The organism is Celeribacter sp. (assembly GCF_048261515.1).
Taxonomy (GTDB): Bacteria; Pseudomonadota; Alphaproteobacteria; order Rhodobacterales; family Rhodobacteraceae; genus Celeribacter.
Genome location: NZ_JBLXFZ010000001.1, coordinates 122,498 through 139,760 on the forward strand (window position 1 = coordinate 122,498; position 17,263 = coordinate 139,760).

Below are 17,263 nucleotides of genomic sequence, written 5' to 3' on the forward strand. Positions count from 1 at the left end.
CCATCGTGCACACCCCGTTGCACCGCGGCGCACGAACGCGCGCCATGGACAGGGTTCGCAATCGCCCCTAACGTCGTGCCATGATTTGGTTTTCCCGCCTCTCCGATACCGCACGCGGTATCCTTTTCATGGTCGTGTCTGTCACGGCCTTTTCCTTTATGGATGCGATGGCAAAGCTGCTCGGTCAGCGTGTCGACATCAGCCAGATCCTTCTGGCGCGCTACGGCGGGCAAATCGTCGTGCTGATGATCGTCTTCGGCCCCCGCATGACGCGCCTTTTGCGTACCGACTACCCGCGCCTGCAACTGCTGCGCGCGGCCTTCCAGCTCATGGCCGCGGGCAGTTTCTTCTATGCGCTGAAATTCATCGGTCTGGCCGAAGCCACCGCCGTGGCCGATGTCGCGCCAGTTTTAATCACGCTGGGGGCGGCGTTGATCCTCGGCGAAAAAGTCGGACCCCGCCGCGCCTTCGGCATCGCCGCGGCCCTCGTCGGCGCGCTTATCATCATCCGTCCGGGCTCCGGCGTATTCTCCCCCGCCGCGCTCCTGCCCCTGATCGCGGCCTGCGCGCTGGCGGGCTATGCCATCATCACGCGCTTCATCGGCAATAGCGAACCGCCGCAGACGGGGTTGCTCTATTCGGGCCTGTTCGGCACGGCCGTCATGCTGCTCGTTGCGCCCTTCCGCTGGGTGCCTCTCGATGCGGTGAGCGTGGCGCTGATGGTGGCGGTCGCCGTGATCGGCTCGCTTGGCCAGTTCATGATGATCCGCGCCTATTCGAGTGCCGAAGCCTCAGTCGTCGCGCCCTTCTCCTACGCTGGCCTGCTCACGGCAACCTTCTGGGGCGTGGTCATTTTCGACGCCTTTCCCGATCTTTGGACCGTCGTTGGCGGCCTTGTGGTGGTCAGCGCGGGGCTTTATGTGTGGCACCGCGAAACCCGAAGGGGCGCACCCTCGCCACTTGCGCAAAGCGGGTCGCAGGCCACCCCCATCGACAAGGACCAAACGGGCACCCGATGAAGATCAAACGCGGAGATATCGAGGGAACGGCGCGCGATTACGCGCAATACCTCGGCTTGCGCGCGTTGATCGGCATTGCCAAATCCCTGCCATACAAGCAGCGACTTGGGTTCATAGGCTCTGTCACCTCCCGCGTGATCTCCCCGTTGGCCGGCTACGACAAACGGGTGCGCGAGAACCTCGCTCTGGTCATGCCCGAACTGACGGAGGCAGAGGTCAAGCACCTCATGCGCGCGGTCCCTGAAAATGCGGGCCGCACACTTGCCGAGGTCTTTTCAGGCTCCGAATTCAAGGCCCGCGCCAGTGAGGCTGAGATCACGGGAGGCGGGCTTTCGGCTCTTGAACAGGCAATGACGCAAAAGCGCGGGGTGATCTTCGTCTCGGGCCACTTTGGCAATTACGATGTGCCACGCGCCGTTCTCTCCGAGCGCGGCTTTCCCGTGGGGGCGATCTACAAACCCTTCACCAACCCGTTCTTCGACGCCTATTACCGCAAGATCATCGGGGCGATTTCACAACCGATCATTCCCAGAAAAGACAGCGCCAGCCTGAAAAACATGATCCGCTTTCTCAAAAAAGGCGGAATGATCGGGATGCTGGCGGATGTGCATTTCGGATCAGGCACGGCGCTGAATTTCTTTGGGAAGAAGGCGAAAACGGCGCTTTCGGCGGCAGAGATGGCGTTGAAATACGACCTGCTTTTGGTGCCGACCTACGGTATCCGCCTCGACCGGCGCGGCACATACGAACTGGTAATCGAACCGCCCATCCCGCACAGCGATCCCGAAGTGATGATGCAGGCAGTCAACGACAGCCTCGAACGGCAGGCGCGCGCGCATCCCGAACAGTATTTCTTCATCCATCGACGGTGGAAGGCGGAAACCGATCCCAAGCGGGCCTGAGCCTGCGGATCAATGGGCGCGGGTGGCCGCGAGAATATGGCCAGGTCCTGCCGCTTGTAGCAAAACCGCCGTATCTAGATCCCCCGCCGCCTCGACATCAACCTGTAGCGGCGCGCGCCCGTCCCATTCGGCGACGGGCTTCCAGTCGGTGACGATATTGGTGTAATCCACCACGCGACCCGCGTTCTCCCCGCGCCCGATCTGGACCCGCTCGTGGTCATCGAAGCGGACAATCTGGAGGATCATGTGTGGTGGCAGATCGCCTGTCGCACGGGCCTCAATTGTCACTGTCTCGCCATTACGGGTCGCACTGAGCGTCACGGGTTCCATAAGCATCGCGCTGCGGCGGCGCTCAATGGCGTCGGCGAGAAGCATCGGCTTGAAACCAACCACATGATCGCGGCCCTGCACGATCATTTGCGGCGTGTAGATGGTGCGTTTTCCTGCCGCGCGCGCATAGGCGCGCTGGCGGTCGGTAAAGGCGGGCTGGGCGAAATTGTCCTTCCAGCCGATGTAATCCCAGTAATCGACATGGAGCGAGAGCGGTAGAACGCCCTCGACCGTGGCCAACTCGCTCATCAACGCATCGGCAGGCGGACAGGAAGAGCAACCTTGCGAGGTGAAAAGCTCCACCACGACAAGACGGTCATCGGCGCGCGCGGGCGACGACACGGCCAGCGACAGCAAAGCGGCGGCAGCAAGGGCGGCGGTGCGGAGCGGTCGATTCATCGGGGTTTCCTGTTCTCTTCGGTCCCCACCTACCTAGCCGTGGGGCGGGTCACCTGCCAATCAAGGTTTTGAGAGAAGACGTTACAACCACTCAACCGCATATAGTCAAGTGGTCCCGCTCGATGAGGCACATCGCCCTGTGCAAAGTCTCCTTCGCAAAGAGCGAGACTTGAGGGGGTTCAGAGCATTTCGGGCAATACACCGACAGTGATCGCACCGATCGGGTCGCCCGTTTCGGGGTCCGAGATGGTCATGGACGCCTGCCCTTGGTAGACGCCCGTGGACTCGTCCACTTCCATCCCGCCGATGTGGATCGCGCCTGCGCCCTTGCCGAAGCTTTCCTGATGCTTGGCTTCGTCACCCTGCCAGTAGTCGGAGGTTGGAACGGTGGCGGCGACATTGAGGCCCTTTGCATCGGTGACAAAGACTTCGGTCACGACACCCTCGTATTGTGCGCTTTGCGTGCGCAGGAAGTCCGAGAACGGGTTGTTGAGGACATCGGCGATGATGGGATCACTCACCTGCGCCGCCCGCCATTTCTTGTCGAGCGCGAGGATCTCCGCCTCACTCAAGTCACCGGTGCGGGAATTTTGCGCGCGGATAGCGTCGATGGCGACATCATCGCTCACCCACGCTTGCACTGTCAGCGAAAGGAAAAGCTCCATCTGAGGCGCGAAGTGGTTGGCGTCATCAGCCGAAGCAGCCGTTACCGTGAACGGGAGAGCCGCTGCCGCGACGGCGAGTGTCATGAAACGTAAACTGGTCATTTGCGTGGCCTTTCAGAACTGCTAATCGCCCGCCCCGCAACGGCAAAAGGAAGGGGTTAGGGCACTCGCAATGGCCCTGCGCGACGGAATTTCACGACCATGGGACAAATCACTTAATTTGCGGTAAACTTGCCCAAGATGCGGGCGGCTGCCGCGTCACTTTTGGGCAATCGGCAGGTGATAGCCCTAACATTTCGCGAAAAATCTCGCTTGCGGCATACAAAAGTATACCGAAAGCATCTCTCCCTCTTGAATACGGGCACAAAACCCGTCAAAAGCGGGCCAGCGTAACCCCTCATCCTAAAAGGGAGGCTCATCCCCATGACTGTTGTTGTCGGTAAAGACACCGCAAAAACCCGCCGCACGCTCGACGTGAACGGCAAGAAAATCGCCTACTACTCGATTCCTGCCGCGCAGGAAGCCGGTTTCGGCGATTTCTCCAAACTCCCCGCATCGCTCAAAGTGGTGCTCGAAAACATCCTTCGTTTCGAAGATGACGGTTTCTCCGTCTCCACCGACGACATCAAGGCATTTGCCGAATGGGCCAAGAATGGCGGTAAAGGCAACCGCGAGCTGGCCTACCGCCCTGCCCGCGTGCTGATGCAGGACTTCACCGGCGTTCCCGCCGTGGTCGACCTCGCCGCAATGCGTGACGGCATCAAGTCGCTCGGTGGCGATGCCAAGAAGATCAACCCGCTGGTTCCCGTTGACCTCGTGATTGACCACTCGGTCATGATCGACGAGTTCGGCAACCCACGTGCGTTCCAGATGAACGTCGACCGTGAATACGAGCGCAACATGGAGCGCTACCAGTTCCTCAAATGGGGTCAGACCGCATTTGAAAACTTCCGCGTTGTGCCCCCGGGCACGGGCATCTGTCACCAGGTGAACGTCGAGTATCTCGCACAGACCGTCTGGACCGATACCGATCAGAACGGCGAAGAAGTCGCCTACCCCGACACGCTTGTCGGCACCGACAGCCACACCACCATGGTCAACGGCCTTGCTGTTCTCGGCTGGGGCGTGGGCGGCATCGAGGCGGAAGCGGCCATGCTCGGCCAGCCGATCTCCATGCTCATCCCTGAAGTTGTGGGCTTCAAGCTCACAGGTGAAATGGTCGAAGGCACCACGGGCACCGACCTTGTGCTGAAAGTCGTGGAAATGCTCCGCGAGCACGGCGTTGTCGGCAAATTCGTCGAATTCTACGGCGACGGCCTCGACCATCTGCCGCTGGCACAGCGTGCAACGATTGCCAACATGGCACCCGAATACGGCGCGACCTGTGGCTTCTTCCCCATCGACAACGAAACCCTGCGCTACCTCAAGCAGACGGGTCGCGACGAGGACCGTATCGCTCTGGTCGAAGCCTACGCCAAGGAAAACGGTTTCTGGCGTGGTGCAGATTACGCACCGATCTACTCCTCGACGCTGGAACTGGACATGAACACTATCGTTCCCGCGATCTCCGGTCCCAAACGTCCGCAGGACTACCTCGCACTCACCGAGGCGAAATCCGCATTTGCCAAGGAAATGGCCGAGACCTTCAAACGCGACATGGGGAAATCCGTGCCTGTGAAGGGCGAGGATTACGAGATGACTTCGGGCAAGGTCGTGATCGCCTCGATCACATCCTGCACCAACACCTCCAACCCCTACGTGATGATCGGGGCGGGTCTCGTAGCACGCAAAGCACGTGCACTCGGCCTCAACCGCAAGCCTTGGGTGAAAACCTCGCTTGCTCCTGGTTCTCAGGTCGTAACCGAGTATCTGGAGGCCGCAGGTCTGCAAGAGGATCTGGACGCCGTCGGCTTCAACCTCGTGGGCTACGGCTGCACCACCTGTATCGGCAACTCCGGTCCGATCCAGCCCGAACTGTCCGAAGCGATTGCCGAGGGTGATCTGGTGGCAACGGCTGTTCTGTCGGGCAACCGCAACTTCGAGGGCCGTATCTCCCCCGACGTGCGCGCCAACTACCTCGCCTCCCCGCCGCTGGTTGTGGCCTATGCGCTGGCGGGCGACATGAACATCGACCTGACAACCGAGCCGCTCGGTCAGGACAAGGATGGCAATGACGTCTACCTCAAGGACATCTGGCCCACCAATGCCGAAATCGCGGAACTGGTCGAAAAGACCGTGACGCGCGATGCCTTCCTCAAGAAATACGCCGATGTGTTCAAAGGCGACGAGAAATGGCAGGGCGTCTCCGTCTCTGGCGGCGAAACCTACGACTGGCCTGCGGAATCGACCTACATCCAGAACCCGCCCTACTTCCAAGGCATGGGGGCGGAAAAAGGCTCGATCCAGAACATCGAGGGCGCAAAACCGCTCCTCATCCTCGGCGATATGGTCACAACCGACCACATCTCCCCCGCAGGTTCCTTCGCTCAAACCACTCCCGCAGGTCAATATCTGACCGAGCGCGGCGTGGCGGTGCGCGAGTTCAACTCCTACGGCTCGCGTCGCGGCAACCACGAGATCATGATGCGCGGCACCTTCGCCAACATCCGCATCAAGAACGAGATGCTCGATGGCGTTGAAGGCGGCTACACCAAAGGCCCCGATGGCGAACAGACCTCCGTTTACGATGCGTCTATGGCCTATCAGGAAGCGGGCACACCGCTCGTCGTCTTTGGTGGCGAACAGTATGGCGCGGGCTCCTCGCGTGACTGGGCAGCCAAAGGCACCGCGCTTCTGGGCGTCAAGGCCGTGATCGCAGAGAGCTTCGAGCGTATCCACCGTTCCAACCTCGTTGGCATGGGTGTTGTTCCCTTCGAATTCACTGGCGGTGACAACCGCAAATCGCTCGGCCTTACGGGCGACGAGACAGTGACGATCATGGGTCTTGACAGCGTGAAGCCGCAGGACATGCTGGACGCGGAAATCACCATGGGCGACGGCTCCAAGAAGGTGATCAAACTGCGCTGCCGCATCGATACGGCGCCTGAGATCGAATACATCGAAAACGGCGGCGTTCTGCACTACGTGCTGCGCAACCTCGCCAAGTCGTAAGACGACATTCGGTTCAAGACACGGAAAGGCCCCGCTATCTGGCGGGGCCTTTTCTTTGAGTATTCTGCAGCGAAGAATGCGCGCGGCCCACGCCCTCCATCATGCGTATTACGTGAGCTTGGCCAATTCCGCCGCATCGAAGGCCGCTGCCTTCTGCACACAGTCGAGCGCGGCGCAGCGTTCCACCCATGCCGCGATTTCGGGCACATCGGGCACGCCGTCGCGGAACCAGAAATAGGTCGAGGAAATGAGCAGGTCGGCAGCCGTCATGTCGTCGCCCATGAGGAAGGGCCGCCCGTCCGAAAGCGCCTCTTGTAGCACCGCGACCGCCTCGGGAATGCCGCGCCATGTCGTGGTGAAGACGGGATGCTCGGCCTGCGCAAACCCAAGCACGTAGACGGGTTCAAAGACATTGCCATACCACGTCATCCACGACAGGTAGGTGCCGCGTCCACTCTCGCCAACTGCGCGGCCGTGGGTGCCGAAACGGTCGGTGAGATAGATCATGATCGCATTGCTTTCGCGGATCTGCTCGCCCTCTTCGGTGACAAGCAGCGGCACCTTGCCCTCGGGGTGCGGGTTGGCGGGATCTTTGCCGCCCGACCCATCCTGACGCGAAACGGTCACGGTGACGATCTCGACATGATCACGGATGTCCATCGCGTCGATCAGGCTAACGATGCGGGTCGAGCGGGAATTGGGGGCGTGGTAAAGGGTGAGCATCTGGGTATCTCCTAAGTTGACGTTACATGGACAAACTGACACGGTTCTACTGACAAAATATGTCAGCAGCCTTCGCCGATGATCTCCGCATGTCCAAATCCGACCGCCTCTTTCGCTTGCTCCATTTGATCCGCGGCCTCACGCCGCCCGTGACCGCTGCACGTCTGGCGGGGGCGATGGAGGTCTCCGAGCGCACGATCTACCGCGACATCGACGCGCTCAGGGCTGCAGGCGCACGGATCGAAGGGGAAGCGGGTGTGGGTTACACCATGACCGAAGACCCTGCCCTACCGCCACAGACATTCACGCAACTGGAAATCGAGGCACTGGTGATGGGTCTGTCGGAGGTGCAGTCGCGCGGGGATGCGGCACTCTCGGAGGCGGCGGCGGATGCGCTGATAAAGATCACCGCGACACTAAACGAACGCCAACAGCGGCAGGCAGCCCATGCTGTCAATCTCGTGCATCGCTTCTATGAACCAGAGGTGCCGCAGGTCGATATGACCGTGCTGCGTGAGGCGACATGGACGGAAACCGCGCTCGATATCTCCTATAGCGACGCCGAAGGCCGCAGGAGCGAAAGACGGATCTACCCGCTTGCGATCGTTTACCTCGACCATCGCGTGATGATCCTCGCGTGGTGCTGTCTGCGCCACGACTTTCGCAAGTTCATTGCGGATCGGATTGTCGAGGCGCGCCGCACGGATGAGAGCTTCCGTCCGCGCCGTGTGCCCCTCTTGCGTGACCACATCGCGCAATTGAAGGCACAGGGCAAATCGCGGTGAGTCAGCCCGTGAAGTGACGGTGCATTTTCTTGGTTAATCCCCACCTGCGTCACAATCGCGCCCAAATCCGATGGGACTTGTTAACCAATTGAATGCCCCCTTGCCGCGCAACACCCCGTTGCGCGGATCAAGGTCTGACTGGCCCGCCACGGGTCGCAAAACGGATAGTAGCGTTATGAAACGGTTGACCGGAACACTGGCATTGAGCGCCGCCGCCCTTCTGGGGTCGGCAACACATGCGGTCGCGGTAACGGTTTCCGTCGATGTCACGGGATCGGTGGCGGAAATGGAGCGCGAGGTCACGTATTACAGCAATGGCTGGCGTCGCACGCGCACCGATACCTATAGCCAGATGGCGGCCTACTACTTCTCGGCCTCTGCGGGCAGTTTGGAACTTTCCGTGCCGTCCTATAGTTCAGGTTGGCAGACGTTCGACCCCTATGTCTACCTCTTTGAGGATGACGGAGATTTCTCGGAAGACGGCCTGATCGCCTTCAACGACGACACGCCATATAGCTGGGCGCTCGACAGCTACCTGTCCACCACCGTGCCAGGTGGCAATTACATCGCGCTGGTAGGCCAATACACCAATCGCAGTCTGTTCAATGGCGGCTCGGTTCTCAACCCTCCCTCGGACGCCTCCTATATCGACTATGTTGCAGGCGCGGTCGGCGGCACGGCCTATCAGGACACCGAATCCTGGAACACCCTGCCGCAGAACGGCACCGTCGAGGCCAGCTACAATTTCGAGATGACCATCACGGGCGAGGATCTCGTGGTCGCGGGGGTCTCCCCTGTGCCCCTGCCCGCCTCGGCGCCTTTGCTTCTGGCCGCGCTGATGATCCCAGCGGGGCTGCGCAAATTGCGGCGCAAGCCCGAGGCGATGGCCTAACGCCCACACCCTCGACGAGCTTCAGACATGCCTTGCCAATTGGCGGGGCATTTTGCGTCTCATCCGACGCGTAGTCCTCTCCTAGCTGACGGGTTTCTCCACATCGAGAATTTCATAGACACGTTCGGGCGGACGACACAGGCGCGCGCCTTTCGGTGTCACCACCAGCGGGCGGTTGATCAGGATCGGGGCGGCGATCATGGCATCGAGGATTTCGTCATCGGTGCTCTCGCGTGTCAGCCCCTGTTCGGCGGCTTCCTTTTGCATCGAGCGCAGGACCGAACGTGGCGTTTCCCCCGCCTGCGCGATGATCTTCGCCAGTTCATCACGGCGCGGCGGGGTGTCGAGATAGGCGATCACCTCCACCTCCGCGCCACTCTTGCGCAGGATGTCGAGCGTCTGGCGCGATTTGGAACATCGGGGGTTGTGGTAGATTTTGATCATGGCGACGCCTCGCAACTCCTGTCTTTTGCGCGCCGTGTCTCACGCGCGTCTTGTCGATCGAACAGAAGCGACTTTAGCGCCATGCGCGCGGGTTTGGCCAGACGGGTCGGCGTGGCGGTTTGTCCTGAGCGAGGACGAAGACGGGTCGGGTGATTCTCTTTCGCGCAGACAAGGGGGGATCGCGTCAGCGCGGAGACGCGCCTTTTGGCGTTTTGCGAGGCATTTGGAGCGCGCTACTGCTGCACCTCCGTCGCCAGTCCCAGCCCCCAATGCAGCACTGTTATCGCACGAGAAACAACAGTCGATTACGCTCTGTTAACGCTTGAAGTTCCACCGAAAAATGCGTCATTCACGCACGAATGGTGAGAACACGTTAACCAATCCCCGCCAGACTAGAGGGTATGAAAAAACACGTCGCACAAATCCCGTTCGTCGCCCGAATCCCGCTGCCTGTTTCGGAGCTGCTCACAATCCTGCCGCTACTGGCGGCGGTCGTGCTGTCCTCTGGCGGGAACTGACGGCGACCGCCCCCCCGAACACCCGTCCCGAAAAATCCGTCCAGCGCGGAACCCTCTCCTGTACTCACGGCCCTGCGCCAAACCTCCTCCCTCATCGGCGGGCTGCGCGCGCCCGCCAACCCCTCTCTCGTTGCAACACACCGCGCGCGGGCATAGTCTGCGCGCAAACATGCCCTCGCGATTTCACGCGACATTATGAGAATGGGAGACAACTCATGTCCGACAAGAAACTCGGCTTCGACACTTTGCAGGTCCACGCTGGCACGGAGCCCGATCCCGCCACGGGCGCACGTCAGGTGCCGATCTACCAAACGACCTCTTATGTGTTCAAAGACGCCGACCACGCCGCACGCCTCTTCAACCTCGAAGAAGTCGGATACATCTATTCGCGCCTGACCAACCCGACCGTTTCGGCGCTGGCCAACCGCATCTGCGCTCTTGAGGGCGGCACAGGGGCGGTCTGCTGCTCCTCTGGCCACGCGGCACAGATCATGGCGCTCTTCCCGCTGATGCAACCTGGCTGCAACGTGATCGCCTCCACGCGTCTTTACGGCGGTACGCTCACCCAGTTCTCCCAGACTTTCAAACGCTTCGGCTGGTCCGCGAAGTTCGTCGATTTTGACGACCTCGACGCGGTGCGCGAGGCAATCGACGACGATACCCGCGCGATCTTCTGCGAGGCGATTGCCAACCCCGGCGGCGTGATCACCGACCTCGACGCCATTGGCAAAGTCGCCAAGAACGCGGGCCTGCCGCTCATCGTGGACAACACCGCCTCCACCCCCTACCTCGTGCGCCCCATCGAGCATGGCGCGACGCTGGTGGTGCATTCGACCACGAAATACCTCACAGGTAACGGCACGGTCACCGGCGGCTGTATTGTCGACAGCGGCACTTTTGACTGGGCCGCGTCCGACAAGTTCCCCTCGCTCTCGGCGCCCGAGCCCGCCTATCACGGCCTCACCTTCTCCGAGACCTTCGGGCCGATGGCTTTCACCTTCCACGCCATCGCCGTGGGTCTGCGCGATCTGGGCATGACCATGAACCCGCAGGCCGCGCATTACACGCTCATGGGGATCGAAACCCTGTCGCTGCGCATGGAGCGCCATGTGCGCAACGCTGCCGAAGTGGCCACATGGCTCGAAGGCGACGACCGTATCGAGGCCGTGACCTACGCGGGTCTGCCCTCCTCGCCCTATTACGAGCGGATGACACGCATCTGCCCGCGCGGTGCGGGTGCCCTGTTCACCGTGGCGCTCAAGGGCGGCTATGACGCCTGCGTCGAGACGGTCTCGAAACTGGAGCTGTTCAGCCATGTGGCCAACCTCGGCGACACACGCAGCCTCGTGATCCACCCCGCCTCCACGACGCACCGCCAGTTGAGCGAAGCCGAACTGATCAAGGCTGGGGCTGCACCCAATGTTCTGCGCCTGTCCGTCGGGATCGAGAATGTCGACGACCTGATCGCCGATCTTGATCAGGCACTCAGCTAAGCCACAGCGCAATACATCAAAGGAAAGGCCCGCCAATCTGGCGGGCCTTTTTCATGCCTTGTTCACGCGATCTGACGCCTACTCGATGGCCGCTTTCTCGATCTCGGGGCGGATATACTTGTCAAGGATCTCAACCGTGATCGGCCCCGCAAAGCGATAGCGGATGCGCCCTTCGGCATCGACCACATAGGTTTCGGGCACACCGTAAAGCCCCCATTCGAGCGCCGTGCGCCCTGGCTCGTCCTGACCAACTGCGGTGTAGGGATTGCCCAACTCGGCGAGGAAATCCCCCGCATTGTCGGCCTCGTCCTTGTAGTTGATGCCGTAGATCGTCACGCCTTCGTCTTTGAGCGTTTCCAGTTGCGGATGCTCGGCACGGCACGGTCCGCACCAGCTTGCCCAGTAGTTCACCAGCTTGACCCCGTCCTCGTGGAGCATCTCGTCGGTGAGCGGCGGCAAATCGCCCAGCGGCGTCACGGCGGCAATCGACGGCGCATCGCGGCCGATCTGGCTGGACGGGAGTTGCTCGGCATCTTCGCGCGCCATGCCAAATATGAACAGACCCGCAAGCCCCGCGAACAACAGCGGCGGCAGCACCATGAGCGGATTGATTTTAGCCATTGCGCCGCGCCTCCGCTTCGGCCAACCGTTGCTTTGCACGGGCCGATTGAGCAAGGGAGCGCCAAACCAGCGCGATCAACAGGGCGAATGACACCCCGTAGGCGGCCAGCACATCGGCGGCGTATTTTCCAAGATCAGGCATGGAACGATCCTTTGATTAACGTGGGTCTCATTGGCCCTGCATTCGCTCGCGCATTTCCAACGCCTGCAGGCGGCGGTTGCGGATTTCGGTGCGGGTGCGCAGGAGCACAAGTGCCACGAAGAGGAGGACAAACCCCGCTATCGCAACAAGCGCGGGATAGAAATAGATATCGGACACGTTCTCTTCCTTGTCCAACGAGAGCGACGCGCCCTGATGCAGCCCTTGGTTCCAGAACAGCACCGCGTAGCGCGACAGAAGCGCGAAGACCGAGCCTACGACGCACAGAACGGCGGTAAGGTCGGCGGCCGTGTCAGGGTTCTCCAGCGCCTCCCAAAGCGCCATATAGCCGATATAGAACAGCAGCAGGATCAGAAACGAGGTCAGACGCGGATCCCATTCCCAATAGGTGCCCCACATCGGCTTGCCCCAGATCGCCCCCGTCACGAGCGCGATAAGGGTCATCACCATGCCGATGGGTGCTGCGGCCTTGGCCGCAAGTGCCGAGACATGGTGGCGGCGGAACAGCCAGATCAGAGATGTCACAAGCATCATGACCCAAATGTTGATAGCCATCATGGCCGCAGGGACATGGAGGTAGAAAATCTTGACCGTCGACCCTTGCCGATAGTCGTCAGGCGTGAAGAAAAACCCCCACACCAGCCCAACCGAAAGCACCACGGCGGCCAGACCCGCAATCACGGGCAGTGCGCGGTCGGTCCAGTTCATGAACTTGCGCGGGTTCGCCCATTCCCAAATGGATGCCATCTGCGTCTCCCTCTCCGTTGCGCCTTTCTAATCCGAAGTGGCGCGGCGCTCAACTCACCTCAACGCGATCCGAATGGCGGCGGCTGCGGCAAAGGGCAGCAAGGCCACCGCACCTGCCGTAATCCCTGCCTGCATCATCAGGGGCGTGGAGACCAGAAACCCTTCTGCTCCGCGCCGCACCACCTCCGCGCCGAAGATCAGCGTGGGGATATAGAGCGGCAGCACCAGAAGGCTCATCAAAAGCCCCCCACGTTTTAGCCCTACCGTAAGCGCCGCGCCGAAGGCTCCGATAAAGGAGAGCGCAGGCGTGCCGATGAGGAGCGTTATGAAGAGCCACCAGTAGGCCCCGCTTTCAAGGTGCAGCAGGAAACCGAGCGCGGGCGCGGCCACGACCAGCGGCAATCCCGTGGTGATCCAATGCGCCAGCGCCTTGGCAAAGACCACCCCCTCGAGCGGCACGGGGGCCGTGGCCAGAAGGTCGAGCGAGCCATCCTCGAAGTCGAGCGCAAAGATACGGTCGAGCGAGAGCAGGCAGGCCAGAAGCGCACCGATCCACAGGATACCTGGTGCGATGATGGCGAGGTTTTCGCTATTGGGTCCAACGCCGAATGGCACAAGGGTCACGAGGATGAGGAAGAAACCAAGCCCCAGTCCGAAGCCGCCCCCTGCCCGCACGGCCAGAACAAGATCGCGCCACAAAAGCCGGATCATAGGAATGCCCCGTCGAAATCGTTGCCGTCAAAATCATTATGGGCCACATCACCGCGCGCCTTGTGTGGGGTCACGTCGAAGACTCGTTCTTCAAATCCGAGGTCGATATGGGTAGCGATCACCGCCGCGCCGCCCGCGTCCAGATGGGCGCGCACGCGGGCGGCGAAAAGCGCGACCGAGGCGGCATCTAGAGAAACGGTGGGTTCGTCGAGCACCCAGACGGGGCGCCCCATCACCATCAGCCGCGCAAGGCCGAGGCGGCGTTTTTGCCCTGCCGAGAGATTGCCCGCCAGACGCGCCTGCAACCCGTCCAGATCGAAGCCCGCAATCGCCGCATCCACATCGCCGCCGCCGTAGATCCCCGCCCAGAAGGCAAGGTTCTCGCGCACGGAAAGCGTGGCTTTCAGCCCATCGGCATGGGCGGCATAGGCCACTGTTTCGGGGTCGCAATGGACTGCACCTGCGAATGATGGCTGGAGCCCCGCCAGCGTGCGCAGGAGCGTGGTCTTGCCCGACCCGTTCGGCCCGCGCAGCACCAGTACCTCCCCCGCGCCAACGGAAAAGGACAGCCCTTCAAGAACGGGAATACCACCGCGCGCAACGGAGAGGTTTTCGACGAAAATCAAACTCATGGGGCCGACATTAGCGCCATTGCGCCCGCCGTCATACAGGCAAAAGCGCCACAGCGACGCGACGGCCCTCGGAGGCGAGAATATTGTAGCTGCGACAGGCCGTGGGTGTGGCCATCACCTCGATGCCGATCCCTGCGGCGGTGAGCGCGGCGCGGAAAGGTTTGGGCACATGGGTCATCTCCGTGCCCGTGCCGACCACGACGAAATCAATGTGGCCCGCCAGATCGGTGAGCGGCCCTGTGTCCTCGTAGCCGCCCCAAGACGTCACTTCCGCGCCGCACAGGATCATCGCGCCCTCGTTCACTTCTCCGCCAACGCGAAAGAAGTTCGGACCATATCCCTCGATCGGGATGGCATCCTCAAAGGGCATTTCGTTGATCTGCATCGCGCGGCCTCGTTTTTATACCTGAGAAGGGATCAAACGGCGCTGCCGTCAGCCTGAATGCCAGGTGCAGGGTCTTTCTTGTCCCAGTCGCGTTTCACACCGAGCCAGAGCAGGACGTTGGAGGCGACGAAGACGGAGGACCATGTACCGACCACAACGCCGAGCGTCATCGCAAAAACGAAGCCACGGATCACATCCCCGCCCAGCACCAGAAGCGCAATCAGCGCCACCAGCGTGGTGCCCGAGGTCATCAACGTACGGCTGAGCGTTTCGTTGATCGACAGGTTGAGGACCGAGGCCAGTTCCAGCTTCTTATACTTGCGCAGGTTCTCGCGAACACGGTCAAAGACCACCACGGTATCGTTGAGCGAGTAGCCCACGATGGTCAGGAGCGCGGCGATTATGGTCAGGTCGAACTGGATGTCGAAGAACGCAAAGACACCGATGGTAATCGCCACGTCATGCACAAGCGCGGCCACGGCACCGAGAGCAAACTGCCACTCGAAGCGTAGCCAGATGTAGAACAGCACCGCGCCAATAGCCGCAATCACGGCGTAGACGGCGGTGGAGATCAACTCACCCGACACCTTCGGCCCGACGCTTTCCACCGAGGGGAAGGTCACGGTGGGATCGACACTTTGCAGGGCTTCTTCGACCTGTGCGATCAGTTCCGGCGTAACCGATTCCGTTTCGTCCTGCGATTCGATGCGGACCATGGAAACATGCTGGTTCTCGTCGAAGTTCGGATCGAAGACCTCGGTGATCGACACATCGCCCAGATCGAGAGGCGCGATGGCATCGCGGTATGCGCCCACATCAACAGAGGATTCCGACTGTGTGCGGATCGTCGTGCCGCCTCGGAAGTCGATGCCGAAGTTCAGCCCATGCATGAAGAAGATCACGACAGCGACAACCATGAGGATCGCAGAGCCACCGAAGGTAAACTTGGTCGTTTTGAACACGTCGAAGGATGTCTGGTCGGGGATGAGTTGCAGCCCGCCCAGCTTCCAACCTTTGCGGTTCTTGCGCTCATACCACATCACAACCATCACACGCGTCACATAGATCGCGGTGAAGACGGAGGTCAGCAGGCCAAGCGCCAGCGTGACCGCGAAACCCTTAACCGGCCCCGACCCCATGATAAAGAGGATCGCGGCGGTGATGAAGGTCGTGATGTTGGCGTCGACAATGGCCGAGAGCGCCTTCTCATAACCCAGCTCGATCGCTCGGCCTGGCCCCTTGGCGGTTTTGAGTTCCTCGCGGATACGCTCGAAGACCAGCACGTTTGCGTCCACCGCCATACCGACGGTCAACACGATCCCCGCGATACCAGGCAACGTAAGTGTCGCCCCGATGACCGAGAGGAAGCCGAACAGCAGTCCGACGTTCAGGATCAGCGCGACATTGGCGAACATGCCGAACAGGCCATAGGACACGCCCATGAAGACCAGCACGGCGGCAAAGGCCACCATCGTGGCAAGCTTACCCGCCTCGATGCTGTCTGCGCCAAGCTCAGGCCCGATGGTGCGTTCTTCGAGGAAGTTGATCTTCGCAGGCAAGGCACCTGCGCGCAGCAGAACGGCAAGCTCCGTGCTTTCCTCAACTGTGAAGTTCCCCGTGATCTGGCCGGAACCGCCACGGATCGCCTCGTTGATGCGCGGGGCGGAAATCACTTCGTTATCAAGCACGATGGCAAAGGGTGCACCGACATTCGCAGCGGTGTAATCACCGAATTTACGCGCCCCCGAGGGGTTGAAACGGAAGGTCACAGCGGGGCGACCGTTTTGGTCAAACGCAGGTTGGCTGTCCGTCAACTCATCGCCAGAGACCACGGGGCTGTCCTCCAGCACGTAGTAAACACCTGGATTGTCGAGCGACGGTGCGAGGAAGTTGCGCGCACCAGGAGCCTGATCGGGGTCCGTGGTCTGACCTACAACAGGGTTGAAGGTCAGCTGCGCCGTTGTGCCGATCAGGGACTTCAGCTCGGAGGCCGACCCGATGCCGGGCACCTGAATGAGAATGCGGTTGTCGCCCTGACGCTGGATCGTCGGTTCACGCGTGCCAACCTCGTCGACACGGCGCCGAATGATCTCCAGCGATTGCGTCATGGTGCGGTCGTCTGTGGCGGCCTTTTCGGCCTCGCTAAGCTGAACCGTGATGATGTCGTCAACGGCGGAGGCTTCGATATCCATCTGCCCTGCCGAGGTGAGCGAGACCACGGGGCTCGCGAGGTCGCGCACGGCGGCCAGCGCCGAGGCCATGCCATCGGCTTCCGAAATCCGTACACGCAACTGCCCCTTCGGCGCATCCAGACGGCGGATCGTACCGATCTCGTCACGCAGGCCGCGCAGCGAGTCACGCACCTCGGGCCAGAGCGCATCCATACGCGCGTCATAGACCTCTTCGACCTCGACCTCACCAAGCAGATGCGCGCCCCCGCGCAGATCCAGCCCGAGGTTCACAAGCCCGTTAGGCAGGAAGGACGGCCACGCATCACGCAGCGCTGCGCGCTCCTCGGTCTCGCCCGCCGCCTCGATCTCGGCCACTGCATCGTTATGCCCCTCGACACGGGGGTAGAACGCATTGGGCAAAGCGGCATAAAGCCCGAGTGCCACGAGGCCCCAAATGATGATCTTCTTCCAAAGAGGGATATTGAGCATGTGTCTGGTGCCTGTCTTTGGCCGCGCTCGGGCCGTGGTTTGTCGTTGGTCTGATGCCCTTGAGAG

The 17,263-nt window shown here is 61.2% G+C and carries 17 protein-coding genes; 6 read left to right on the forward strand and 11 right to left on the reverse strand.

What is annotated here, in order from left to right; translation table 11 throughout:
- The first annotated feature begins 80 nt into the window (after positions 1-80).
- Both ACN0SC_RS00620 and ACN0SC_RS00625 read left to right on the forward strand, forming a co-directional pair.
- Positions 81-1,019: a DMT family transporter gene (locus ACN0SC_RS00620; protein ID WP_417247728.1), complete on the forward strand. Its 939-nt coding sequence runs from the start codon at positions 81-83 to the stop codon at positions 1,017-1,019.
- A complete protein-coding gene (locus ACN0SC_RS00625; protein WP_417247729.1) occupies positions 1,016-1,921 on the forward strand; it encodes a lysophospholipid acyltransferase family protein in 906 nt (301 codons plus the stop codon). Before ACN0SC_RS00620 ends, ACN0SC_RS00625 begins: the two co-directional genes overlap by 4 nt.
- Before the next feature lie 9 nt (positions 1,922-1,930).
- On the opposite strand, the gene ACN0SC_RS00630 is transcribed toward ACN0SC_RS00625, so the two are convergent.
- Together ACN0SC_RS00630 and ACN0SC_RS00635 are read right to left on the reverse strand one after the other, a co-directional pair.
- Positions 1,931-2,650, reverse strand: coding sequence for a DUF1223 domain-containing protein (locus ACN0SC_RS00630; RefSeq protein ID WP_417247730.1), 720 nt, complete (start codon positions 2,648-2,650; stop codon positions 1,931-1,933).
- A 179-nt stretch (positions 2,651-2,829) separates the two neighbouring features.
- Positions 2,830-3,417 (reverse strand): hypothetical protein, encoded by a 588-nt coding sequence (locus ACN0SC_RS00635; protein ID WP_417247731.1) that lies wholly within the window; start codon positions 3,415-3,417, stop codon positions 2,830-2,832.
- 321 nt (positions 3,418-3,738) lie between these two features.
- On the opposite strand from ACN0SC_RS00635, the gene acnA reads away from it, so the two are divergent.
- Positions 3,739-6,426: an aconitate hydratase AcnA gene (gene acnA / locus ACN0SC_RS00640; RefSeq protein WP_417247732.1), complete on the forward strand. Its 2,688-nt coding sequence runs from the start codon at positions 3,739-3,741 to the stop codon at positions 6,424-6,426.
- Between the two features lie 108 nt (positions 6,427-6,534).
- Here the strand turns inward: acnA and ACN0SC_RS00645 are convergent, their stop codons facing one another.
- Positions 6,535-7,149, reverse strand: a complete 615-nt coding sequence (locus ACN0SC_RS00645; RefSeq protein ID WP_417247733.1) for a glutathione S-transferase family protein — start codon at positions 7,147-7,149, stop codon at positions 6,535-6,537.
- Positions 7,150-7,238: 89 nt separating this feature from the next.
- On the opposite strand from ACN0SC_RS00645, the gene ACN0SC_RS00650 reads away from it, so the two are divergent.
- A complete protein-coding gene (locus tag ACN0SC_RS00650; RefSeq protein WP_417248531.1) occupies positions 7,239-7,934 on the forward strand; it encodes a helix-turn-helix transcriptional regulator in 696 nt (231 codons plus the stop codon).
- A gap of 175 nt (positions 7,935-8,109) precedes the next feature.
- Entirely contained in the window at positions 8,110-8,826 is a 717-nt protein-coding gene (locus ACN0SC_RS00655; protein ID WP_417247734.1) for a DVUA0089 family protein, read from the forward strand.
- Positions 8,827-8,907: 81 nt separating this feature from the next.
- Here the strand turns inward: ACN0SC_RS00655 and arsC are convergent, their stop codons facing one another.
- The gene (gene arsC, locus ACN0SC_RS00660; RefSeq protein WP_417247735.1) at positions 8,908-9,270 is read right to left on the reverse strand and encodes an arsenate reductase (glutaredoxin); all 363 of its coding nucleotides are present in this window, start codon (positions 9,268-9,270) and stop codon (positions 8,908-8,910) included.
- Between the two features lie 733 nt (positions 9,271-10,003).
- Here arsC and ACN0SC_RS00665 point away from each other — a divergent pair.
- Positions 10,004-11,281, forward strand: a complete 1,278-nt coding sequence (locus tag ACN0SC_RS00665; RefSeq protein ID WP_417247736.1) for an O-acetylhomoserine aminocarboxypropyltransferase/cysteine synthase family protein — start codon at positions 10,004-10,006, stop codon at positions 11,279-11,281.
- Between the two features lie 78 nt (positions 11,282-11,359).
- On the opposite strand, the gene ACN0SC_RS00670 is transcribed toward ACN0SC_RS00665, so the two are convergent.
- Genes ACN0SC_RS00670 through secD form a run of 7 tightly spaced genes read right to left on the reverse strand, consistent with a single transcriptional unit; the run spans position 11,360 to position 17,197 of the window.
- The gene (locus tag ACN0SC_RS00670; protein ID WP_417247737.1) at positions 11,360-11,902 is read right to left on the reverse strand and encodes a DsbE family thiol:disulfide interchange protein; all 543 of its coding nucleotides are present in this window, start codon (positions 11,900-11,902) and stop codon (positions 11,360-11,362) included.
- The gene (ccmD, locus tag ACN0SC_RS00675; protein ID WP_417247738.1) at positions 11,895-12,044 is read right to left on the reverse strand and encodes a heme exporter protein CcmD; all 150 of its coding nucleotides are present in this window, start codon (positions 12,042-12,044) and stop codon (positions 11,895-11,897) included. The genes ACN0SC_RS00670 and ccmD overlap by 8 nt, the downstream gene beginning before the upstream one ends.
- 27 nt (positions 12,045-12,071) lie before the next feature.
- Positions 12,072-12,809 (reverse strand): heme ABC transporter permease, encoded by a 738-nt coding sequence (locus ACN0SC_RS00680; RefSeq protein ID WP_417247739.1) that lies wholly within the window; start codon positions 12,807-12,809, stop codon positions 12,072-12,074.
- 54 nt (positions 12,810-12,863) lie between these two features.
- Positions 12,864-13,520, reverse strand: a complete 657-nt coding sequence (gene ccmB / locus ACN0SC_RS00685; RefSeq protein ID WP_417247740.1) for a heme exporter protein CcmB — start codon at positions 13,518-13,520, stop codon at positions 12,864-12,866.
- On the reverse strand, positions 13,517-14,152 hold the full coding sequence (ccmA, locus tag ACN0SC_RS00690; protein WP_417247741.1) for a heme ABC exporter ATP-binding protein CcmA: 636 nt from the start codon (positions 14,150-14,152) through the stop codon (positions 13,517-13,519). Before ccmA ends, ccmB begins: the two co-directional genes overlap by 4 nt.
- A 31-nt stretch (positions 14,153-14,183) precedes the next feature.
- On the reverse strand, positions 14,184-14,537 hold the full coding sequence (locus ACN0SC_RS00695) for an Mth938-like domain-containing protein (protein WP_417247742.1): 354 nt from the start codon (positions 14,535-14,537) through the stop codon (positions 14,184-14,186).
- Between the two features lie 32 nt (positions 14,538-14,569).
- Positions 14,570-17,197, reverse strand: coding sequence for a protein translocase subunit SecD (gene secD, locus ACN0SC_RS00700; protein ID WP_417247743.1), 2,628 nt, complete (start codon positions 17,195-17,197; stop codon positions 14,570-14,572).
- Between the last annotated feature and the right edge of the window lie 66 nt (positions 17,198-17,263).